The 17,541-nt window shown below is 62.0% G+C and carries 16 protein-coding genes; 5 read left to right on the top strand and 11 right to left on the bottom strand.

The genetic code is table 11. From position 1 onward, the window contains the following. Positions 1-10: 10 nt before the first annotated feature. Positions 11-715 carry an outer membrane protein gene (locus T281_RS02355; RefSeq protein WP_052036934.1) on the top strand — a complete coding sequence of 235 codons (705 nt, stop codon included), beginning with the start codon at positions 11-13 and terminating at the stop codon, positions 713-715. Positions 716-794: 79 nt separating this feature from the next. Here the strand turns inward: T281_RS02355 and T281_RS17335 are convergent, their stop codons facing one another. The 4 genes from T281_RS17335 to fsa all read right to left on the bottom strand — a co-directional run bounded on the left by T281_RS17335 (position 795) and on the right by fsa (position 4,093). Beyond that, positions 795-1,379 carry a hypothetical protein gene (locus T281_RS17335; protein ID WP_052036933.1) on the bottom strand — a complete coding sequence of 195 codons (585 nt, stop codon included), beginning with the start codon at positions 1,377-1,379 and terminating at the stop codon, positions 795-797. After that, positions 1,376-2,263 carry a ParA family protein gene (locus T281_RS02345; protein ID WP_037233504.1) on the bottom strand — a complete coding sequence of 296 codons (888 nt, stop codon included), beginning with the start codon at positions 2,261-2,263 and terminating at the stop codon, positions 1,376-1,378. The genes T281_RS17335 and T281_RS02345 overlap by 4 nt, the downstream gene beginning before the upstream one ends. Positions 2,264-2,358: 95 nt before the next feature. Next, positions 2,359-3,435: a tyrosine recombinase XerC gene (locus T281_RS02340; RefSeq protein ID WP_245269132.1), complete on the bottom strand. Its 1,077-nt coding sequence runs from the start codon at positions 3,433-3,435 to the stop codon at positions 2,359-2,361. Next, a complete protein-coding gene (gene fsa / locus T281_RS02335; RefSeq protein ID WP_013417758.1) occupies positions 3,413-4,093 on the bottom strand; it encodes a fructose-6-phosphate aldolase in 681 nt (226 codons plus the stop codon). Before fsa ends, T281_RS02340 begins: the two co-directional genes overlap by 23 nt. Positions 4,094-4,349: 256 nt before the next feature. Between fsa and T281_RS02330 the strand changes: the two genes are divergently transcribed. Beyond that, positions 4,350-6,026 (top strand): thiamine pyrophosphate-binding protein, encoded by a 1,677-nt coding sequence (locus T281_RS02330; protein ID WP_037233503.1) that lies wholly within the window; start codon positions 4,350-4,352, stop codon positions 6,024-6,026. A gap of 61 nt (positions 6,027-6,087) precedes the next feature. Next, positions 6,088-6,504, top strand: a complete 417-nt coding sequence (locus tag T281_RS02325) for a GlcG/HbpS family heme-binding protein (RefSeq protein ID WP_037233556.1) — start codon at positions 6,088-6,090, stop codon at positions 6,502-6,504. Positions 6,505-6,596: 92 nt separating this feature from the next. Here the strand turns inward: T281_RS02325 and T281_RS17330 are convergent, their stop codons facing one another. After that, positions 6,597-7,826, bottom strand: a complete 1,230-nt coding sequence (locus T281_RS17330; RefSeq protein WP_245269131.1) for a peptidoglycan L,D-endopeptidase MepK — start codon at positions 7,824-7,826, stop codon at positions 6,597-6,599. 407 nt (positions 7,827-8,233) lie between these two features. Between T281_RS17330 and T281_RS02315 the strand changes: the two genes are divergently transcribed. Next, entirely contained in the window at positions 8,234-10,099 is a 1,866-nt protein-coding gene (locus T281_RS02315; RefSeq protein WP_037233550.1) for a M3 family oligoendopeptidase, read from the top strand. A 386-nt stretch (positions 10,100-10,485) separates the two neighbouring features. Here T281_RS02315 and T281_RS02310 read toward each other — a convergent pair whose 3' ends face one another. Next, positions 10,486-10,953 carry a hypothetical protein gene (locus T281_RS02310; RefSeq protein WP_155955014.1) on the bottom strand — a complete coding sequence of 156 codons (468 nt, stop codon included), beginning with the start codon at positions 10,951-10,953 and terminating at the stop codon, positions 10,486-10,488. A gap of 54 nt (positions 10,954-11,007) precedes the next feature. On the opposite strand from T281_RS02310, the gene T281_RS02305 reads away from it, so the two are divergent. Further along, positions 11,008-12,408: an ABC1 kinase family protein gene (locus T281_RS02305; RefSeq protein WP_037233501.1), complete on the top strand. Its 1,401-nt coding sequence runs from the start codon at positions 11,008-11,010 to the stop codon at positions 12,406-12,408. On the opposite strand, the gene T281_RS02300 is transcribed toward T281_RS02305, so the two are convergent. From T281_RS02300 to truB, 5 genes are all read right to left on the bottom strand, one after another. Next, positions 12,405-13,040 (bottom strand): hypothetical protein, encoded by a 636-nt coding sequence (locus tag T281_RS02300; protein ID WP_037233500.1) that lies wholly within the window; start codon positions 13,038-13,040, stop codon positions 12,405-12,407. The genes T281_RS02305 and T281_RS02300 overlap by 4 nt on opposite strands. Next, the gene (locus T281_RS02295; RefSeq protein ID WP_162173093.1) at positions 13,033-13,779 is read right to left on the bottom strand and encodes a PDDEXK-like family protein; all 747 of its coding nucleotides are present in this window, start codon (positions 13,777-13,779) and stop codon (positions 13,033-13,035) included. Before T281_RS02295 ends, T281_RS02300 begins: the two co-directional genes overlap by 8 nt. A 127-nt stretch (positions 13,780-13,906) precedes the next feature. Beyond that, the gene (pnp, locus tag T281_RS02290) at positions 13,907-16,036 is read right to left on the bottom strand and encodes a polyribonucleotide nucleotidyltransferase (RefSeq protein ID WP_037233498.1); all 2,130 of its coding nucleotides are present in this window, start codon (positions 16,034-16,036) and stop codon (positions 13,907-13,909) included. A gap of 250 nt (positions 16,037-16,286) precedes the next feature. Then, complete coding sequence (rpsO, locus tag T281_RS02285) at positions 16,287-16,556, bottom strand: 30S ribosomal protein S15 (protein ID WP_013417767.1); 270 nt, start codon at positions 16,554-16,556, stop codon at positions 16,287-16,289. A gap of 36 nt (positions 16,557-16,592) precedes the next feature. Continuing rightward, positions 16,593-17,519: a tRNA pseudouridine(55) synthase TruB gene (gene truB, locus T281_RS02280; protein WP_037233497.1), complete on the bottom strand. Its 927-nt coding sequence runs from the start codon at positions 17,517-17,519 to the stop codon at positions 16,593-16,595. Positions 17,520-17,541: the final 22 nt, after the last annotated feature.

Genomic DNA, 17,541 nt, shown 5'->3' with positions numbered 1-17,541 from the left:
TTCTCGGAAAATGCATACAGTTCGTTATCGGTCTCTCTGTCTTGCGATCATCGGTGCTGCGGTCACGGTGCCGCTCGGCGCCAACGCCGCCGACATCTATCGCGCGCCCGCGCCCACCACATACGCGCCGCCGCCGCCGATCGTTCAGCCCAACACCTGGGCAGGCTTCTATGTCGGCGTCAACGGCGGCTACGCCTGGGGCGCTGGCGACGACGATACAATGCGCGGCGACGTCTCAGGCGGTTTCGGCGGCGGTCAGATCGGCTACAACTTCCAAAGCGGCAATTTCGTCTACGGCCTTGAAACCGACCTTCAGGCCGGGCGGATCACCGGCAAGTCCGACGACTACGCGAGCAAGGAGAGCACCGACTGGTTCGGCACGCTGCGCGGCCGCCTCGGTTACGCCTTCGGCAACACGCTGCTCTACGGTACGGGCGGCTTCGCTTATGGCGGCGTGAACCAGAAGCTGACCTATGCCGACGTCCTGTTCTCGAACGACGATACGCGCACCGGCTGGACCGCTGGCGCGGGTATTGAATACAAGGTCTCCGGGAACTGGTCGCTGAAGGGCGAATATCAGTATGTCGACTTCGGCAAGGAAGATCTTTCGAGCGCCGCGGGCACGATCGAAGGCCCGGAGACGTCCTTCCACACCGCCAAGATCGGCCTGAACTATCGCCTCGGCAGCAGTTCGAGCTACGAGCCTTTGAAGTAGACAGAGCCTCATGACAAGCGGCGGCGTCCACGCCGCTTGTCGCACGCCTCAAGCGACGGGTAAGACGCTCGACATCGTCTTACCCGGTGGCGGAAAACCGCCGCTTCACGCGCTCGGCCGCGCTGTCCACGATGGCGTTCACGGCGGACGTCTGTTCCGCATCGCGAATGGCCTGCGTCAGCGACCGCTGACCGGGCAGACGCTGCGCCTTCACAACCTCTTCGAGCTGCGAACGGTCGAGTCGCCCCAGAAAGGCGCGCGCCTCCTGCTCGCGGCCGCCCATCACCGCCGCCTCGATATGGCATTCCAGCGGATCGAATGTCACGCCGTCCAGCATGGATGGGCTGTCCGGTGTGCCTCTGGCTAGGGGCGATGGGGGATTCCACGTGGATGGAGCGGGCGCTACGCGGGGCGGCGACGCGGGCGGATATGACGGGGCCGGAGACGCCCATGGCGGCGGCGGCGGCGACGACGCACGGCGGGAGGGCGCGAACCGGCGGGCGATGGTTTCGGCGTTCGCCTCGGCGGCGGCGCGGTCGATGATGCTGTGGAGCGACGCCTCGACCTGCCGGGCGAAAGCGGGGTTCGTCGCGGCCTCTTTGGCGATGGTGTCGAACAGTGCGCGCAGCTTCAGGAGCAGCGCCTTTGTCTGCGCTTCACTCATGCTGCGGCCTCGCGCTCATAACGCGTGATGATCGAATCGACGGTTTCGCCGCAGAGCGCGCGCACCACGCTTGCCGCCGAACCGTATTTCTCGTCGAGCGAAAGCGGCTCGCCGCGATATTCAAAGGCTTCGGCGATGCCGTCGTCCTGCGGGATCGCGGTGCGCATAACGGGATGCGCGGCGGCGACATTGCCGTAATGCAGGCGCTGGAAATTGCCGTCGCGCCAAAAGTTTACGAGCCCGATATAGCGGCGCTTTTCCTTCGGGACCGAAAGCACGGTGTGAAGGTCGCTGCCTTCTTCGATCACCGTCGATATCCGGTCGATGGCGTAGCTCGACACGAAGTCCGGGCGGAACGGCACGATCACCTTGTGTGCAATCCGCAGCGCGGCCCGCGCCGAGAAGGAAAGGCCCGGCGGGCAGTCGAATATCACGACATCGAACGCATCGGCGAATTCCTCAAGCATCGTGCCGAAGCGCGAAATGATGCCCTGCTCGGCGGCATGGAGGTCTTGCCCGGCGCGCGCGCGGTTGTGCAGAAGCTCGTTCTCCACGTCTTCGAGGTCGAGCGAGCCGGAGAGCACCGAGAGTTGGCCCACCGGCGCTTCGATGTCGCCCACGTCGTGCAGGATGAACTCGTCCGGGCGCAGGCGCGGGCGGTCGTAGCGCTCATTGACGAAGTCGGCGATGGTTTTCTGGTCGCGCCGCGCCCAGTCCCACTTCTCGCCGCCGGTCAGGATGATCGAGGAATTGCACTGCGTGTCGAGATCCACGACAAGCACGCGCTGCTCCCCCGTCGCGGCGAAGCCATGCGCGAGCATGGTTGTGATCGTCGACTTGCCCACGCCACCCTTGCGGTTGGCGACTGTCAGTAGGATGCCCATCGCGCCCTCTCTTTACGAGACACCTCCGGCGCGCATACGCGATTCGGTCAGCCGAGACGTGTCGTTAAGGTTCGCGCGAGCCAAGTGTACACAACTTACGCCCGCGGGTGCGCTTTCGAGTAAGCCTGAAAGAGGCGGTCGCGGTCAACCGCCGTGTAACCCTGGGTAGTCGAAAGGCTGGCATGTCCCAGCAATTCCTGGATCACGCGGAGGTCCGCGCCCCGGCTCAGGAGGTGGGTTGCGAAGGAGTGGCGCAGTGCGTGCGGGGTGGCGGTCGCGGGCAGGGCGAGGTTGGTGCGCAGGCGCGCGAGGAGAAGCTGCACGATGCGCGGATTGAGCCGCCCGCCCTTCACGCCGACGAACAGCGGCCCCTGTGGCTCAAGCTTGTGCGGGCACTGCTCGATATAATCCGCGATGGCGGTCTGCGCGACGGGAAGCACCGGCGCGAGGCGTTCGCGGCCGCCCTTGCCCTTGATGCGCAGCACATCGCGCGGCCCGAGCGGCGCGTCCTTGCGGTTGAGGCCGAGCGCCTCGGAAATGCGAAGGCCCGAGCCGTAGAGCAGCAGCAGCACAGCCTGATTGCGCGCGCCCGTCCATGGATGCGCGGAGAGCTCGCCGTCGAGCGCCGCCTCGTCGACCACCTCCTTAGCCTTCGCTTCGGTGACGGGCTTCGGCAGGCGGGGCGGCAGCTTCGGCAGGGCGACGGCGAGGATGCTGCGGTTTTGCAGCGCGCCTGTCCGTTCGAGCGTGCGGAACAGCGATCGCAGCGCCGAAAGCGTGCGCGAGAGCGAGCGGCTTTGCGCGCCATCGTCGCGCCGGTCGGCGAGGAAGCTGCGGAAATCGTGGGGCGTCAGCGCGTTCAGCCGCGCGAGCGTAACGGGCCGTGCGTCCTTCCCCGCGAGGTGGGCGAGGAACTGCCGCGAGTCGCGCTCATAGGCTTCGAGCGTGTTGTCGGCATAGCGGCGTGCGTCACGAAGGTAGGCGAGCCAGCCCGCCACCGCATCGCGGACGTCGGGCGCGGTGCAGGTTTCGGGGCCGTAGGCATCGTCGCAATCCGATCCGTCCGGGTGGGCCAGGTCGTCAGGCGCGAAAATGCCCTCTCCCTCGACGGGAGAGGGCTGGAGCGCGGAACGCTCCTCCAGGCATGCGTCAGACGGTTCGCAGGTCGTCATCGTTGAGGATCGTCTGGCCCGTCTTCGCCCAGTCGGAGACGAAGGTCGCGAGACCCTTCTCGGTGAGCGGATGATTGACGAGCATCTTCATGATGGAGGGCGGAATGGTGGAAACGTCGGCGCCCGCGAGGGCTGCTTCCGTCACGTGGTGTGGACTGCGCAGCGAGGCGGCAAGGATCTCCGTGCCGAAATCGGGGTAGTTGTCGTAGATCTGCCGAATGTCGCGGATCAGGCCCATGCCGTCCTCGCCGATGTCGTCGAGGCGGCCGACGAACGGCGACACGAAGCTCGCGCCAGCCTTCGCCGCCAGCAGCGCCTGATTGGCGGAGAAGCACAGCGTCACGTTCACCATCGTGCCTTCATTCGCGAGCGTGCGGCAGGCCTTGAGGCCGTCCCACGTCAGCGGCACTTTCACGGTGACGTTTTCAGCGATGCGCGCGAGCTTGCGGCCTTCCGCGATCATCGTTTCCGCGTCGGTGGACGACACTTCGGCGCTGACTGGACCGGGCACGAGGGCGCAGATTTCGCGGATCGTTTCGAGGAAGTTGCGGCCCGTCTTGGCGATGAGCGACGGGTTCGTGGTTACGCCGTCGAGCAGTCCCTTTTCCGCGAGGTCGCGGATTTCGGTTACATCGGCCGTATCGACGAAAAATTTCATGGATGGCTCCTTTTGGCGAAGGCGCACTTAAGCCAAGTGCGCAACCTAGCCGGTTCGTGGTTTAGATTCTGTTAATTGCCTTGTTACCCGCGCTTAACGCATCCCGGCAAGGAATAAGGGCGCCGTAAACGACCGGTTTGGGCCGAATCGGCGCGACCGGAACGAGATCCAGCCGTTAGCCACATTATCGGCCCCATGTTGCAAACGCGCGATGCCCTCCAAAATATAGGGCGCCACGAGAGAAACCGGAGGTTGCGTGTCCGAGATATCGAGAAGCGGGGGACGGATTCTGGCGGACCAGCTTCGTCTGCATGGTGCGCGGATGATTTTCGGTGTGCCCGGCGAAAGCTATCTCGCGGTGCTGGACGCGCTTTACGATCACGAGCGCGATATGCCGTACATCGTGTGTCGGCAAGAAGGCGGCGCGGCGATGATGGCGGAGGCTTACGGCAAATTGACGGGCGAGCCGGGCATTTGCATGGTCACACGCGGGCCGGGCGCGACGAATGCGAGCGCGGGGCTTCACGTGGCGCGGCAGGATTCGACGCCGATGATCCTCATCGTCGGGCAGGTCGGCCGCTCCATGCGCGACCGCGAGGCGTTTCAGGAGATCGATTACCGGCGCATGTTCGGCGAGGTGTCGAAGTGGGTGGCCGAGATCGAGGAGGCGGCGCGCATCCCGGAATATGTGGCGCGTGCGTTTGCCACCGCGACGAGCGGGCGGCCGGGTCCGGTAGTGTTGGCTGTGCCGGAGGATGTGCTTCGCGAGCGCGCCACCGTGGCCGACGCCTTGCCATACAGTCGCGTGGAAGCGGCGCCGGCCCGTGCGCAGATGGCGGAGTTTCGCAAACGCCTTTCGGCGGCGGAGCGCCCGCTGATGATCGTCGGCGGCGGTGGCTGGGACAAGGACATTGCGCTCAAGGTGAAGGCGTTCGCGGAACACTCGGGTTTACCCGTCGCCGCTTCGTTCCGGCGTCAGAGCTATTTCGACAATACGAGCCCGTGTTATGTCGGCGACCTCGGCATCTCGCTCAATCCGGCGCTGAAGCGGCGTATCGACGAAAGCGACCTCATCATCGCGGTCGGCCCGCGCCTCGGCGAAATGCCGAGCCAGGGCTACTCCCTGTTCGACATCCCGAAGCCGAAGCAGCCCTTCATCCACATCCATGCGGGCGCGGAGGAACTTGGCCGCGTCTATCAGGCCGACCTTGCCATCAACGCCGGACCGCACGCCTTCGCCGACGCGCTGGAGGATATGAAGCCGCTCGACGGCGCGGCCTGGGCGGCATGGCGCGAAAGTGCGCGCGCGGACTATGAGGCGTGGATCGCGCCGGAAAAGACGCCGGGCGCGCTGCAATTGGCCGAGGTGGTGGCCTATTTGCGCGAGACGCTGCCGGGCAACGCGATCATCGCCAACGGTGCGGGCAATTTCGCCGCCTGGGTCCATCGCTTCTACACCTATCGCGAATGCGGCACGGGCCTCGCGCCGATATCCGGCTCGATGGGCTACGGCGTTCCGGCGGGCGTCGCGGCGAAGCTCGTGCATCCGGGGCGCACGGTCGTCACGTTTGCGGGCGACGGCGATTTCCTCATGACGGGGCAGGAGTTTGCCACCGCCGTACAACATGGGGCGCCCGTGATCTTCATCGTCGTGAACAATGGTATGTACGGCACCATCCGCATGCATCAGGAGCGGCATTATCCGGGGCGCGTATCAGGCACCTCGCTGCGGAATCCCGACTTTGCCGCCTATGCGCGCGCGTTCGGTGGACACGGCGCTGTGGTCGAGCGGACGGAGGATTTCCCTGCGGCCTTCGAGGAAGCGCGCGCTTCCGGTCTGCCATCGATCCTCGAATTGCGCATCGATCCCGAGGCGATCAACCCGAAGCAATCGCTCTCCGAAATCCGCGCGGCGGCGCTCCGCAAAAGCTGAGGCCGCTGTTTTTCCTTATCGCGCGTCGCATATCATGGCGGAAAGGACGGAGGAAACGACCATGACCGAACTTACGCTCGCCCGCGCCACGGATCTCATCCGGCTCGCCATCGACAAAGCCGCCGCTGACTACGGCAAGCCCATCTGCGTGGCGGTCTGCGATGCGTCCGGCGCGCTTCTGGCATTTGCTCGCGCGGAGGGATCGCCGCTGCGCTCCATCGCGATCTCGCAGGGCAAGGCGTATTCGGCCGCGCGAATGCAGGCCAACACGGACGCGGTGAAGGCAAAGCTCGCGGCGGACGGCGTCGAGATCGCGTGGTTTTGCGACGAGAAACTCACCGCGTTGCCGGGCGGCGCGGTCCTGAAGACGGCGGGCGGGGCAATCGCGGGCGCGGTGGGTATCAGCGGGCTCGCTTCGGACCAGGATCAGGCCATCGCCAATGCTTTGGCCGCAACTTTCGCGAACGGCGCGGTCTGAGCATCGCATCGCGCCGAAAAGTGCGGTGGCGGTTTTCGGATCACGCGATGCGACACGAAAAGGCCATCGCGCCGAAAAGTGCGGTGGCGGTTTTATCTTGCCTGCGTGACGCCTGCATTGGCGGCGGCAAGCCTCGCCACGCTCTTGCGCAAGGCCACCTGAATAGCCGGTCCCTTGAACATGTGCGCCTCGTACATCGCCTCGATCTGAAGCCCGTGATCGAAGTCCTCGCCCGTTATCGCGGACGGCGACAGCATCAGAAGCTTGACGTTCTGGAACACGGGGGCCTGTTCCGGCACGTCCTTCATGATGTCGTAGGCGAGCGATTTTTCGGACAGCAGCGTGTCGGAGGGCAGCGGCTCGAAGGCGATGTCGTCATCCTGCTCCTCGCCTTCCTCGGCGATTTGCGGCAGTTCTTCCGGATCGCGGGCGAGGCTGTCGGGCTTCGCGAGCGTCTCCGGCAGACGCATGATCGATGCAGGTAAACGCTCGGTGTCTTTCGGCGCGGGCTTCTCAGCCTTGGCGGGCGCGGCGTCGGGCACGGATAGGCTGGCGCGGCGCAGCAGCGGCGCCTCGTTCGGCACAAGGCTCGCCAGCATGGTGGTGGAAGCGCGCTTGTGCGTCACGACCCACGGCAGTTCCTTGCCGCTTTCCTTCCACTGGGCGAGATAGAAGCGCGAGTCCTGCGGCGTCAGAGGGCGGCCATCGGAGGGGACGTGCTTCGAGCGGCCGTTCGGGAAGATCACCGCAAGTTCAGGGCGTGTGATGCGCGGCCAGTGGCGGACGTTGCCCGTGTCCACATGCACGAAGGGGAGGCCGGATTCAGGGTAATAGCCGACGCCGCCGCGCTCGCGGACGAGCGCCGAATAACGCAGCTGTTTCAGCGGCACGTCGGGAAACATGAGGTCGGCGGCCTGTCCGGTGATGTGGCGGCTGTTGCGCGCCTGTCCGCCGCGTGTCCGTCGCAGAAGCTCGTTCGTGCCGCCAGAACGGTAGCCGCAAATCAGATGGATAGGTTCCTTGGAGCCGAGTTCGTTGTGCAACTCCCACATGAGATCGATGAGGCCCGGATCGATCCTGATCGTCATGTTCCGGCGCCAGTCGCGCATGAAGTAGTTGAGTTTTTCAAGAGCTTCAGGGATGTAGCGCCCATCCTTCTTGAAGGTGATCGAGATCTTGTCCTTCGTGTGGATGTTGTACATCGAGATCGTGCGTTCCTCGGCAGAAGATACTCCCGCCGCCAGGAAGCTGAACGCAACGCATAATGATACAACCGCAGCCTTCATCAGGCCGCGTACGCCGCCAAACGCAACAACTATCACCAGTTGAACCCCTGTTTCGCGCCAACAAGCGCTGGTGTTCTCTACTCGACTGTGGTGCCGCCGGGTTGATGTCAGCAAAAGCACACGCCTTAGTAGATAAGCTCGAATTGGTAAACAAACCGTTAGGAAAGAAATGAGAGAAAAAGAAGGCGCGGCGGGATCTGGTTATGACATTTCCGCATCGCTCAAGCTAAATTATTGGAGCGGCGAGAAATTTTCCACGTCTGTGGAAAAGCGCCTACGTAAGCCAATCGCCGCTTAGCGAAATGGAAACCTGAATAAAACGTTAAAGCGCCTTGTCGCCGGAGGCGCGGCCGTCCGTTTTCGGTGGCGAATGCGCCGATGACGGTTGACCCGCCCGCTCAAATGGCCAAATGGAAAGGGAAAAGGTCACGAAAGGACGGCGCATGTTTTCGACTTTGCGGGCGATGGTTACGCAACCGGTTGGCGCTCTTGAGGCGGATCGCGGATTTCTCGAAGTCGCGCCGCAAAAGGCGGAGGAAATCCCCGGCTGGAATCTCGGCGATCTCTATCCCGATGAGGCGAAACTCGCATCCGACATCGAGACCGCCAAGGCTCGCGCTGGAGAGTTCAAGGCGGCTTACGCGGGCAAGCTCGGCGATCTCGCTGAGCGCGACCCGGCAGGCCTCGCGGGCGCGCTGGCGGCTTATGAGAGCCTCTCCGACCTCATGGGCCGCGTGGGCTCCTATTCCTATCTGAACTATGTCACCGATACGGGCGACCCGGCGCGAGCCAAGCTTTTCGGCGACGTGCGCGACAAGCTCACCGTCATCGGCACAGAGCTTCTGTTTTTTGAGCTGGAACTCAACCGCATCGACGACGCGGTGATGGACAAGGCGATCGCGAACGAGAAGCTCGGCCATTATCGCCCGTGGCTCACCGATCTGCGCAAGGAGCGTCCGTATCAGCTTGCCGACGACATCGAGCGGCTGTTCCACGAAAAGGCGATGACCGGCCCCGCCGCGTGGAGCCGCCTGTTCAACGAGACGCTGACGAGCCTGCGCTTCGACGTGGATGGCGAGATTCTGACGCTCGAACCGGCGCTGAACCTTCTCTCCGACGCGAACCCGGTGCGCCGCGCCGCCGCCGCTCAATCCATCGGCAAGGTGCTGAAGGAGAATGTGCGGCTGTTCACGCTCGTCATGAATACGCTCGCGAAGGACAAGGAAATCTCCGACCGCTGGCGCGGTTTCCCGGATGTCGCCTCATCGCGGCACCTTGCGAACCGCGTGGAGCCGGAAGTGGTGGATGCGCTCGTCGAAGCCGTGCGCGCGAGCTATCCACGCCTGTCGCACCGCTATTACGCGCTCAAGGCGAAGTGGCTCGGCGTGGATACGCTGAATTATTGGGACCGCAACGCCCCCATCAGCCGCGACCCGGAGCCGGTCATCGCCTGGAAAGATGCGCATTCGACCGTGATTGCCGCCTATCACCGCTTCTCGCCGAAGATGGCCGAAGTCGCGGACGGCTTCTTCAAGAAGAACTGGATCGATGCGCCCGTGCGCGACGGCAAGTCGCCCGGCGCGTTCTCGCATCCGACGGTGCCTTCCGCGCACCCGTACATCATGATGAATTACCTCGGCAAGCCGCGCGATGTGATGACGCTCGCGCATGAGCTTGGCCATGGCGTGCATCAGGTGCTGGCGAATGCGCAGGGCGCGCTGATGGCCTATACGCCGCTGACGCTCGCAGAGACGGCCAGCGTGTTCGGCGAGATGCTGACCTTCAAGGCGCTGCTGAACCAGACGGAGAACCCGCGCGAGAAGCGCGCGCTGCTCGCGCAGAAGGTGGAAGACAAGATCAACACCGTCGTGCGCCAGATCGCGTTCTACCAGTTCGAGCGGCTGGTGCATGAGGCGCGGCGGCAGGGCGAACTGACCTCGGATCAACTCGGCGCGTTCTGGCTTCAGGTGCAGACCGAGAGCCTCGGCCCCGCGATCATCATGAACGAGGGCTACGACACCTATTGGACGTATGTCTCGCACTTCGTGCACTCGCCGTTCTACGTCTATGCCTACGCGTTCGGCGATTGCCTAGTGAACTCGCTCTACGCGGCCTACGAGCGCGCGCCGGAAGGCTTCGAGGGTCGCTATCTCGATATGCTGCGCGCGGGCGGCACGAAGCATCACACCGAGCTTCTCGCGCCGTTCGGCCTCGACGCGACGGACCCCGGCTTCTGGTCGATGGGCCTGTCGGTGATCGAGGACATGATCTCCGAGCTTGAGACGCTGGAGGAAGGGGCGCTTAGGTAGCGTCTTTCGCGGGCAGCGCGTTGGCGCTGCCGGTACCTTTAATCAGTCTTTTCATACACATTATTGTGCTTGCCTAGCTTGCTCTTTGGCGTAATTCGCCAATGCCCGCCATTTTTGTTCTTTTTCGTACGCTGCTGTGGGTTCACTTTGCATCGTTCAACAGCAAAAAACGGCGAGCCATCACCAAATGGTAGCGGAATCCAACAAGTAGGTATCTCACTATCTTCAACGTTAGTGTTCCAGCCGGATTTCATAAACGTATCGTTTGGCTGATAAGGAGACATCAATACGAGATATAAATTTAATTTATTGCGAGGTGGCAAATTTTTTATACGCTTTGACTTAGATAGCATCTGATTCTTATTCCAACGTCCGACGCACTTTACTTATACTAACAAAACTGTTTCATCAAAGGCGATGATAAAATCAATGTCCTCCTGATTTCCCTTGATAACTTGCCGAGCATTTGATTGAGGCCGAAGTTCTAAAGGTTCCAATTGCTGCTCAAAGCAGGTTAATGCTGCATGGAGCCAGTCGAAATGATAATCTATCGCCCACCACGCGGTTGGGGGGACGTCAACGTCGATCTTTTCTTTGATAAGAGACCTGAATTGATCGTCAATTTCCACCGAAGCGAGTAATGCGTGGAGCCCCCAGTGTCGCTCTTTCCTATTGAATTGGCTTAGTATCATCTCGAATGTAGTCGAGGTCTTATTGAGCATCACGATACCGTTCAAAAAAATGCTTCGCATAAGCCTAGCGACGTTGCCGAGCCAGTCAATGTTTCGCCAGACGGCGTGACGACGCAGGCGAAGATGCAGAAGGAGCGCGTCGGCAAGAACCGTTCTCGCCATTGGCTTTTCGCGCTGGGCGCCTTATCTCCGTGGTAAGACCTGAGGGTGAGGGCAATGCAGGACAACAACGACGCAACGAGCAGCCGTCTCGACGGCGAAGACCGCGAGGGCAACCGCCTTTCGCAGCGCGTTCAGCGGTACGCGCGCGTCGGCACGAATGTAGGCGGCGTGGCGGCTCGGCTCGGCGCGGCCTATCTCATGGGCGGCGCGGATCGGCAGAAGAACGCGCAATCGCTAGCGGCGGCGCTTGGCGGCCTCAAGGGGCCGTTGATGAAGGTCGCGCAGCTCATCTCCACCGTGCCCGACGCGATCCCGCCGGAATATGCCGCCGAACTCGCGCAGCTTCAGAACCAGGCACCCGCGATGGGCTGGCCCTTCGTCCGCCGCCGCATGAGCGCGGAACTCGGCCCCGACTGGCAGGCGAAATTCGCCGATTTCGGCCACGAAGCCGCCGCTGCCGCCTCGCTCGGGCAGGTGCACAAGGCGCGCGCGCTCGATGGCCGCTCGCTCGCGGTGAAGCTGCAATATCCCGAGATGCAGTCCGCCGTGGAAGCCGACCTGAACCAGCTTCAGATCGTGATGGGGCTCTACAAGCGCATGGATGCGGCGCTCGACACCTCCGAAATGGTGGGCGAGATCGGCGCGCGGCTGCGCGAGGAACTCGACTATACGCTCGAAGCGCGGCACATGGCGCTTTACGCGCATTTCTTCGCGGGCGACGAGACGATCCGCGTGCCGGAGCTTCTGCCGGACCTGTCCACGAAGCGGCTCCTCACCATGACGTGGCTTGAGGGCCGTAAGCTCCTCGATTACAAGGCGCGCCCGCTCGAAGAGCGCAACACCATCGCGCGCGCGCTTTTCCGCGCCTGGTGGTATCCGTTCAGCCATTACGCCGTCATCCACGGCGACCCGCATCTCGGCAATTACACCATCTTCGAGGACGACGACGGCCGCGCGGCGGGCATCAACCTGCTCGACTATGGCTGCATCCGCACCTTCAAGCCGAAATTCGTCGGCGGCGTGATCGACCTTTACAACGGCCTGCGCACGAACGACCGCGCGCTGATCGTGCACGCTTACGAGACGTGGGGCTTCAAGGGCCTGTCAAACGAACTGATCGACATCCTGAACATCTGGGCGGGCTTCATCTACGGGCCGCTACTCGACGACCGCGTGCGCTCGGTGGCCGAGGGCGTCGCGCCGAACGAATATGGCCGCCGTGAGGTGTTCCGCGTGCATCAGGGGCTTCGCGAGAAGGGGCCGGTGAAGATCCCGCGCGAGTTCGTGTTCATGGACCGCGCGGCGATCGGGCTTGGCGCGGTGTTCCTGCACCTGCAAACGGAGATGAATTTCTATCGCGCGTTCAACGAGGTGATCGAGGATTTCCGCCGCGATGAGGTGGGTGCGCGGCAGGAGGCGGCGTTCAAGGCGACGGGGGTGCCGCTGCCGGTTTAGGTGGGCGGCGGAGCCTGTTCGGAAAGCACTTTGTCGACGGTGCGATATAACAAATCGAGATCATCTGCGAGCCAGTCGACAAAAGACACCCCGTCGTGAAGCTCAACTCCGGCAAGCTTGAGCAGACATTCGGTCTCGAGCCAGTTCCTGAGTCCTGCAGCCTGAAAAAAAGCTGGCCACCATGGCCATTCTCGATGAAGCCCGCTCTTGAAACTCGTTTTTCTAATATCAGCAACAAGCTTGAGTCTAAGTTCTCCATCCATAGTATCGTAATCTTTTGCTGCGGGGTCTCTAGCGGCAACCGAATCGGGAGCACAGAAACCGAACCCGGCTTCCCGAAGATTTGGAAGGCCGAATTCGATTCCTATAAACCAGCCTTTTCTCCAGTCGGGAGATCGCCACCTGATGCTATCATACTGTTTATAAAAAGAATGGAGCAAAGGTGGAGAGCGGCGGATGCCGTTTTTATTTAGTTTTAAGTCGAGTTTATCTATAAAGTCATCGATTATAATTTCCTCAATTTTTGAGGAGATATCTCGCGTGAGGACCGCAACCTTCAATGCTCGACTGTTATTACTTTTTACCAAATTGAAAATATACTCCTCAAGCGCGTGCTTCTCCGCTTCATACATTTGCGCAATCTCCCTCGGAGAATTCGTTAAATTTCGCTGCAATCCAAAAAGAAAAGTCGTGCATGAAGATCCGCAGCTTGTCGGCCTCCGCAATTTGCACGCAGCGGTTTGCCCAGAGTTTGAGGGACGGGCCTTCGTCGCGCCTGTTGTAGCGCATGTCGACAAAATGGTGCTCGCTTTTCAGCCAAGCGTAGCGCTTCAACGTCGAAGGCAATCCGGCATGGCCGCAGAGATAAATGAGATAGAAATTACGTTCGGTCCCGCCGCCCTTGGGGCCACGCGTACTTCCGCTTCGTATCTCAAGGTCTTCCGCATAAGCGTCGAGTTGCTCATGCCCCTCGGCTGCAAATGGCTTGTTCTCGATCCCGATCAGGCGATTGTGGGGTAAGCTGATCACGATATCTATGCGACGACCTTCCTGCGTGGCTACTTCGGTCATGACGCTCGCATCGGAAACATTCCCAGCCCAAGCCACAACGCCAGCGCATTGCTTCTCGCACTCATCGAAAAATGCTTGGAGAAAACGAGTACCCTGTCCGTGGCTTCCGTGAGGATCAAGCAGGTCGCGTAGTATGCGCGAGATATGATTTTCATAACTTAGTTCGAGAGCATCGAAAATATTGAAGTTCTTCCCGGTCTTCTCCGCAAGTTCTCGGTCGATGGCTTCCGCAGACTTGACGAGAAACGACGCGGTGTCGAAGTAATATTGAATATCATGGTCGAAAGAACGGTCAGACACGGACGAACTCCGCTGCTCAATCAATAGCTACGTTCAAGCCCATAAGTTAAAATTGAATCGATGGCGTGGCAAACAAAAAAAGCCCCGGCATGCCGGGGCTTTTCGCATTCATATGTTTCTATCAGCCTCAGCCTGCGGGCTGTTCGGCCGGGGCGGCGGCAACTTCCTTGCCGTCGGTCTGGTCGATGCCCTTCATCGTGAGGCGGACCTTGCCGCGCTCGTCGAAGCCGAGGCATTTCACGAAAACTTCCTGGCCGTCCTTGACGACTTCGGACGCGTGCTTCAGGCGGCGTTCGGCCATCTGCGAGATGTGCACGAGGCCGTCGCGCGAACCGAAGAAGTTCACGAACGCGCCGAACTCCACGATCTTCACGACCTTGCCCTTGTAGATCACGCCGACTTCCGGCTCGGACGCGATGGACTTGATGCGGTTGATCGCGTCCTGAATCGAGCTGAGGTTCGCGGCCGCGATCTTCACCGTGCCGTCGTCGGAGATGTCGATCTTCGCGCCGGATTCTTCCACGATGGAGCGGATGACCGAGCCGCCCGAGCCGATCACTTCGCGGATCTTGTCGGTCGGGATGGTGATCGTCTCGATGCGCGGGGCGAATTCGCCGAGCTCACCGCGAGCGGCGTTGAGCGCCTTCGACATTTCGTTGAGGATGTGCAGGCGGCCTTCATTGGCCTGCTCCAGCGCGGTCTTCATGATCTCGGTCGTGATGCCCGTGATCTTGATGTCCATCTGGAGCGCGGTCACGCCATTTGCGGAACCGGCCACCTTGAAGTCCATGTCGCCGAGGTGGTCTTCGTCGCCGATGATGTCGGAGAGGACGGCCACGCCTTCGGCTTCCTTGATAAGGCCCATCGCGATGCCCGCGACCGGCGCCTTGATCGGCACGCCCGCGTCCATCAGCGACAGCGAGGCACCGCACACGCTCGCCATGGAGGACGAGCCGTTCGATTCGGTGATCTCGGAGACGACGCGCACCGTGTAGGGGAACTTGTCGCTATCCGGCATCATCGGATGAACCGCGCGCCAGGCGAGCTTGCCGTGGCCGATTTCGCGGCGGCCGGGGGAACCCATGCGGCCCGTCTCGCCGACCGAGTAGGGCGGGAAGTTGTAATGCAGCAGGAAGGATTCCTTGTAGGTTCCTTCGAGCGAGTCGATCCACTGCTCGTCCTCGCCGGTGCCGAGCGTCGCGACAACCAGCGCCTGCGTCTCGCCACGCGTGAACAGCGACGAGCCGTGCGTGCGCGGGATCACGCCGACCTGCGAAAGGATCGGGCGAACGGTCTTGAGGTCGCGGCCGTCGATGCGCTTGCCGGTCTTGAGAATGCTCGTGCGAACGACGTGCTTCTCGATTTCCTTGAAGGCCTCGGCGACCTTGTTCTTTTCGCCGGCGGTCGATTCCGCGCTGACGAATTCGGCGACGGCCTTGGCCTTCGCTTCGGCGACCTTGGCCTGCCGCTCCTGCTTGCCCGCGATCTGGAATGCCTTCTTGAGGTCCTTCTCGACGAGCTTCTTCACCTTGGATTCAAACTCGTTCTTCGCGTCTGGGATCGTCCAGGGCTCTTTCGCGGCCTGTTCGGCGAGGCCGATGATGGCATTGATGACCGGGCCATAGCCCTGCTGGCCGAAGACGACCGCGCCGAGCATGATGTCTTCCGACAGCTCTTTCGCTTCCGATTCCACCATCAGCACGGCGTCCACCGTACCGGCAACGACGAGGTCGAGGTCGCTCGCCTTGATCTGGTCGGAGGTCGGGTTGAGGATATACTCGCCCTTCGAGTAGCCGACGCGGGAAGCGGCGATCGGGCCGAGGAAGGGGAGGCCGGAAATCGTCAGCGCGGCCGAAGCGGCGACCATGGCGACGATATCGGGATCGTTCTCCATGTCGTGGCTGAGCACGGTCACGATGACCTGCGTCTCGTTCTTGAAGCCGTGCGCGAAAAGCGGACGGATCGGGCGGTCGATGAGGCGGGAGACGAGCGTCTCGCGTTCGGTCGGGCGGCCTTCGCGTTTGAAATAGCCGCCGGGGATCTTGCCGGCCGCGTAGGCCTTTTCCTGGTAATTCACCGTGAGGGGGAAGAAGTCTTTCGACGGGTCCGCGTCACGTTCGCCGACCACGGTTGCGAGCACACTCGTCTCGCCATAATGCGCGAGCACCGCGCCATCTGCCTGCCGTGCAATCCGGCCCGTTTCGAGCGTCAGCTTGCGGCCGCCCCATTCCACTTCTTCGCGGAAGATATCGAACATCTTTATTCTTTTCCAACAGCTCAAGCCGGAGGCCCTTCCCCCGGCTCATATCATGTGCGTCATTTGCTTGTGCGCGAGGCCACACTTACCGCAGTTTGCGCCCGGCTCCTAGCGGAGAAATGTGCACCGCTTCCGGTTGTGCTGGGCTTTCGGCTGTCACTGAGCCTTAGTCGAATGTGCAACCGCATACGAAAAATGCCGGAACGGCGGCCCGCTCCGGCATTGAAATTCAGCAATCGGCGAAGGTCGTTTAGCGGCGGATGCCGAGACGGCCGATGATTTCGCGATAGCGCGCGTCGTCCTTGCCCTTCACATAGTCGAGCAACCGGCGGCGCTGGCTGACGAGCTTCAGAAGCCCGCGGCGCGAGTGGTTGTCCTTCTTGTGGGTCTTGAAGTGCTCGGTGAGGTTCGAAATCCGCTCGGAAAGAACGGCGATCTGCACTTCCGGCGAACCGGTGTCGCCCGGCTTCGTGGCATATTCGATGATCAGCGCGGCCTTGCGCTCTGCGGTAATCGACATCGGTTATCTCCGTTGTTTTTGTGTGCCTGAAAAGGCTTATGCGGGGATGTTGAAAACCCGGATCGGATGCATTTCGCCGCGTTCCACCTCGCCAATGGCGATGAGAACCCCGCGCGAGGTCGCAAAGATCGGGCCTTTCAGGATTGGTGCCGTCGCCCCTCTGATGAGGATGGACTGCCCCCGCTTCAGCCTGGCCGCATCGTCTCCGTTCACGGCGAGCGCCGGGATGCCGTCCAGCGCCGTCTCGACAGGAGCGATCGTGCCCATGAGAGCACCGAAGCCGTCGGCACTATTGCTCAGGTTTTCGAGCGTTTCCAGCGAAATCGCATTCTCTTCGTGGAAAGGGCCGACGCTCGTGCGCCGGAGCGCCGCTATATGCCCGAAACAGCCGAGCGTGCGGCCGAGATCGCGCGCGATGGAGCGGACATAGGTGCCCTTGCCGCAGTCGCAGAAAAGGCGCGTGAGATCGGGCGAAATTGTTTCCTCGATTTCAAGCTCGTAGACGGAAATCTGCCTTGGCTGAAGCTCCACCACTTCGCCGTCGCGGGCGAGGTCGTAGGCGCGCTCGCCGTCGACCTTGATCGCGGAATAGCAGGGCGGAGTCTGCATGATGTCGCCGACGAACTGCGGCAGCGCAGCCTGCACCTGCTCTGCGGTCGGGCGAGCGTCGCTCGTGCGAACGGGCTTGCCTTCCGCGTCGTCGGTGTCGGTCTCGATGCCCCAGCGGATGGTGAAGTCGTAGGACTTCTCGCAATCGACCACATGCGCGACCGTCTTCGTCGCCTCGCCGAACGCGATGGGCAGTACGCCGGTCGCCAGCGGATCGAGCGTGCCGGCATGGCCCACCTTCCTCGGGTGGAACAGGCGTTTCAGGCGCGACAGCGCCTGATTCGACGTCAGCCCTTGCGGCTTGTCGAGAATGAGCCAGCCGTTAATCTCGTTGCCCTTGTTGCGGCGCGCCATCGCTTTTCGCTTCTCTTGAAGT

The sequence above is a fragment of the Rhodomicrobium udaipurense JA643 genome (assembly GCF_000636015.1).
Lineage (GTDB): Bacteria > Pseudomonadota > Alphaproteobacteria > Rhizobiales > Rhodomicrobiaceae > Rhodomicrobium > Rhodomicrobium udaipurense.
Note: the sequence above shows the minus strand (reverse complement) of the source record. Positions and strands in the feature narration are given on the sequence as shown.

Coding starts and splice junctions, on each gene's coding strand:
- pnp (WP_037233498.1), bottom strand. CDS start 16,036: ATGTTCGATATCTTCCGCGAAGAAGTGGAATGGGGCGGCCGCAAGCTG.
- T281_RS02305 (WP_037233501.1), top strand. CDS start 11,008: ATGCAGGACAACAACGACGCAACGAGCAGCCGTCTCGACGGCGAAGAC.
- rpsO (WP_013417767.1), bottom strand. CDS start 16,556: ATGTCGATTACCGCAGAGCGCAAGGCCGCGCTGATCATCGAATATGCC.
- T281_RS02340 (WP_245269132.1), bottom strand. CDS start 3,435: ATGACGACCTGCGAACCGTCTGACGCATGCCTGGAGGAGCGTTCCGCG.
- T281_RS02355 (WP_052036934.1), top strand. CDS start 11: ATGCATACAGTTCGTTATCGGTCTCTCTGTCTTGCGATCATCGGTGCT.
- truB (WP_037233497.1), bottom strand. CDS start 17,519: ATGGCGCGCCGCAACAAGGGCAACGAGATTAACGGCTGGCTCATTCTC.
- T281_RS02300 (WP_037233500.1), bottom strand. CDS start 13,040: ATGTATGAAGCGGAGAAGCACGCGCTTGAGGAGTATATTTTCAATTTG.
- T281_RS17335 (WP_052036933.1), bottom strand. CDS start 1,379: ATGAGTGAAGCGCAGACAAAGGCGCTGCTCCTGAAGCTGCGCGCACTG.
- T281_RS02325 (WP_037233556.1), top strand. CDS start 6,088: ATGACCGAACTTACGCTCGCCCGCGCCACGGATCTCATCCGGCTCGCC.
- fsa (WP_013417758.1), bottom strand. CDS start 4,093: ATGAAATTTTTCGTCGATACGGCCGATGTAACCGAAATCCGCGACCTC.
- T281_RS02345 (WP_037233504.1), bottom strand. CDS start 2,263: ATGGGCATCCTACTGACAGTCGCCAACCGCAAGGGTGGCGTGGGCAAG.
- T281_RS02310 (WP_155955014.1), bottom strand. CDS start 10,953: ATGGCGAGAACGGTTCTTGCCGACGCGCTCCTTCTGCATCTTCGCCTG.
- T281_RS02315 (WP_037233550.1), top strand. CDS start 8,234: ATGTTTTCGACTTTGCGGGCGATGGTTACGCAACCGGTTGGCGCTCTT.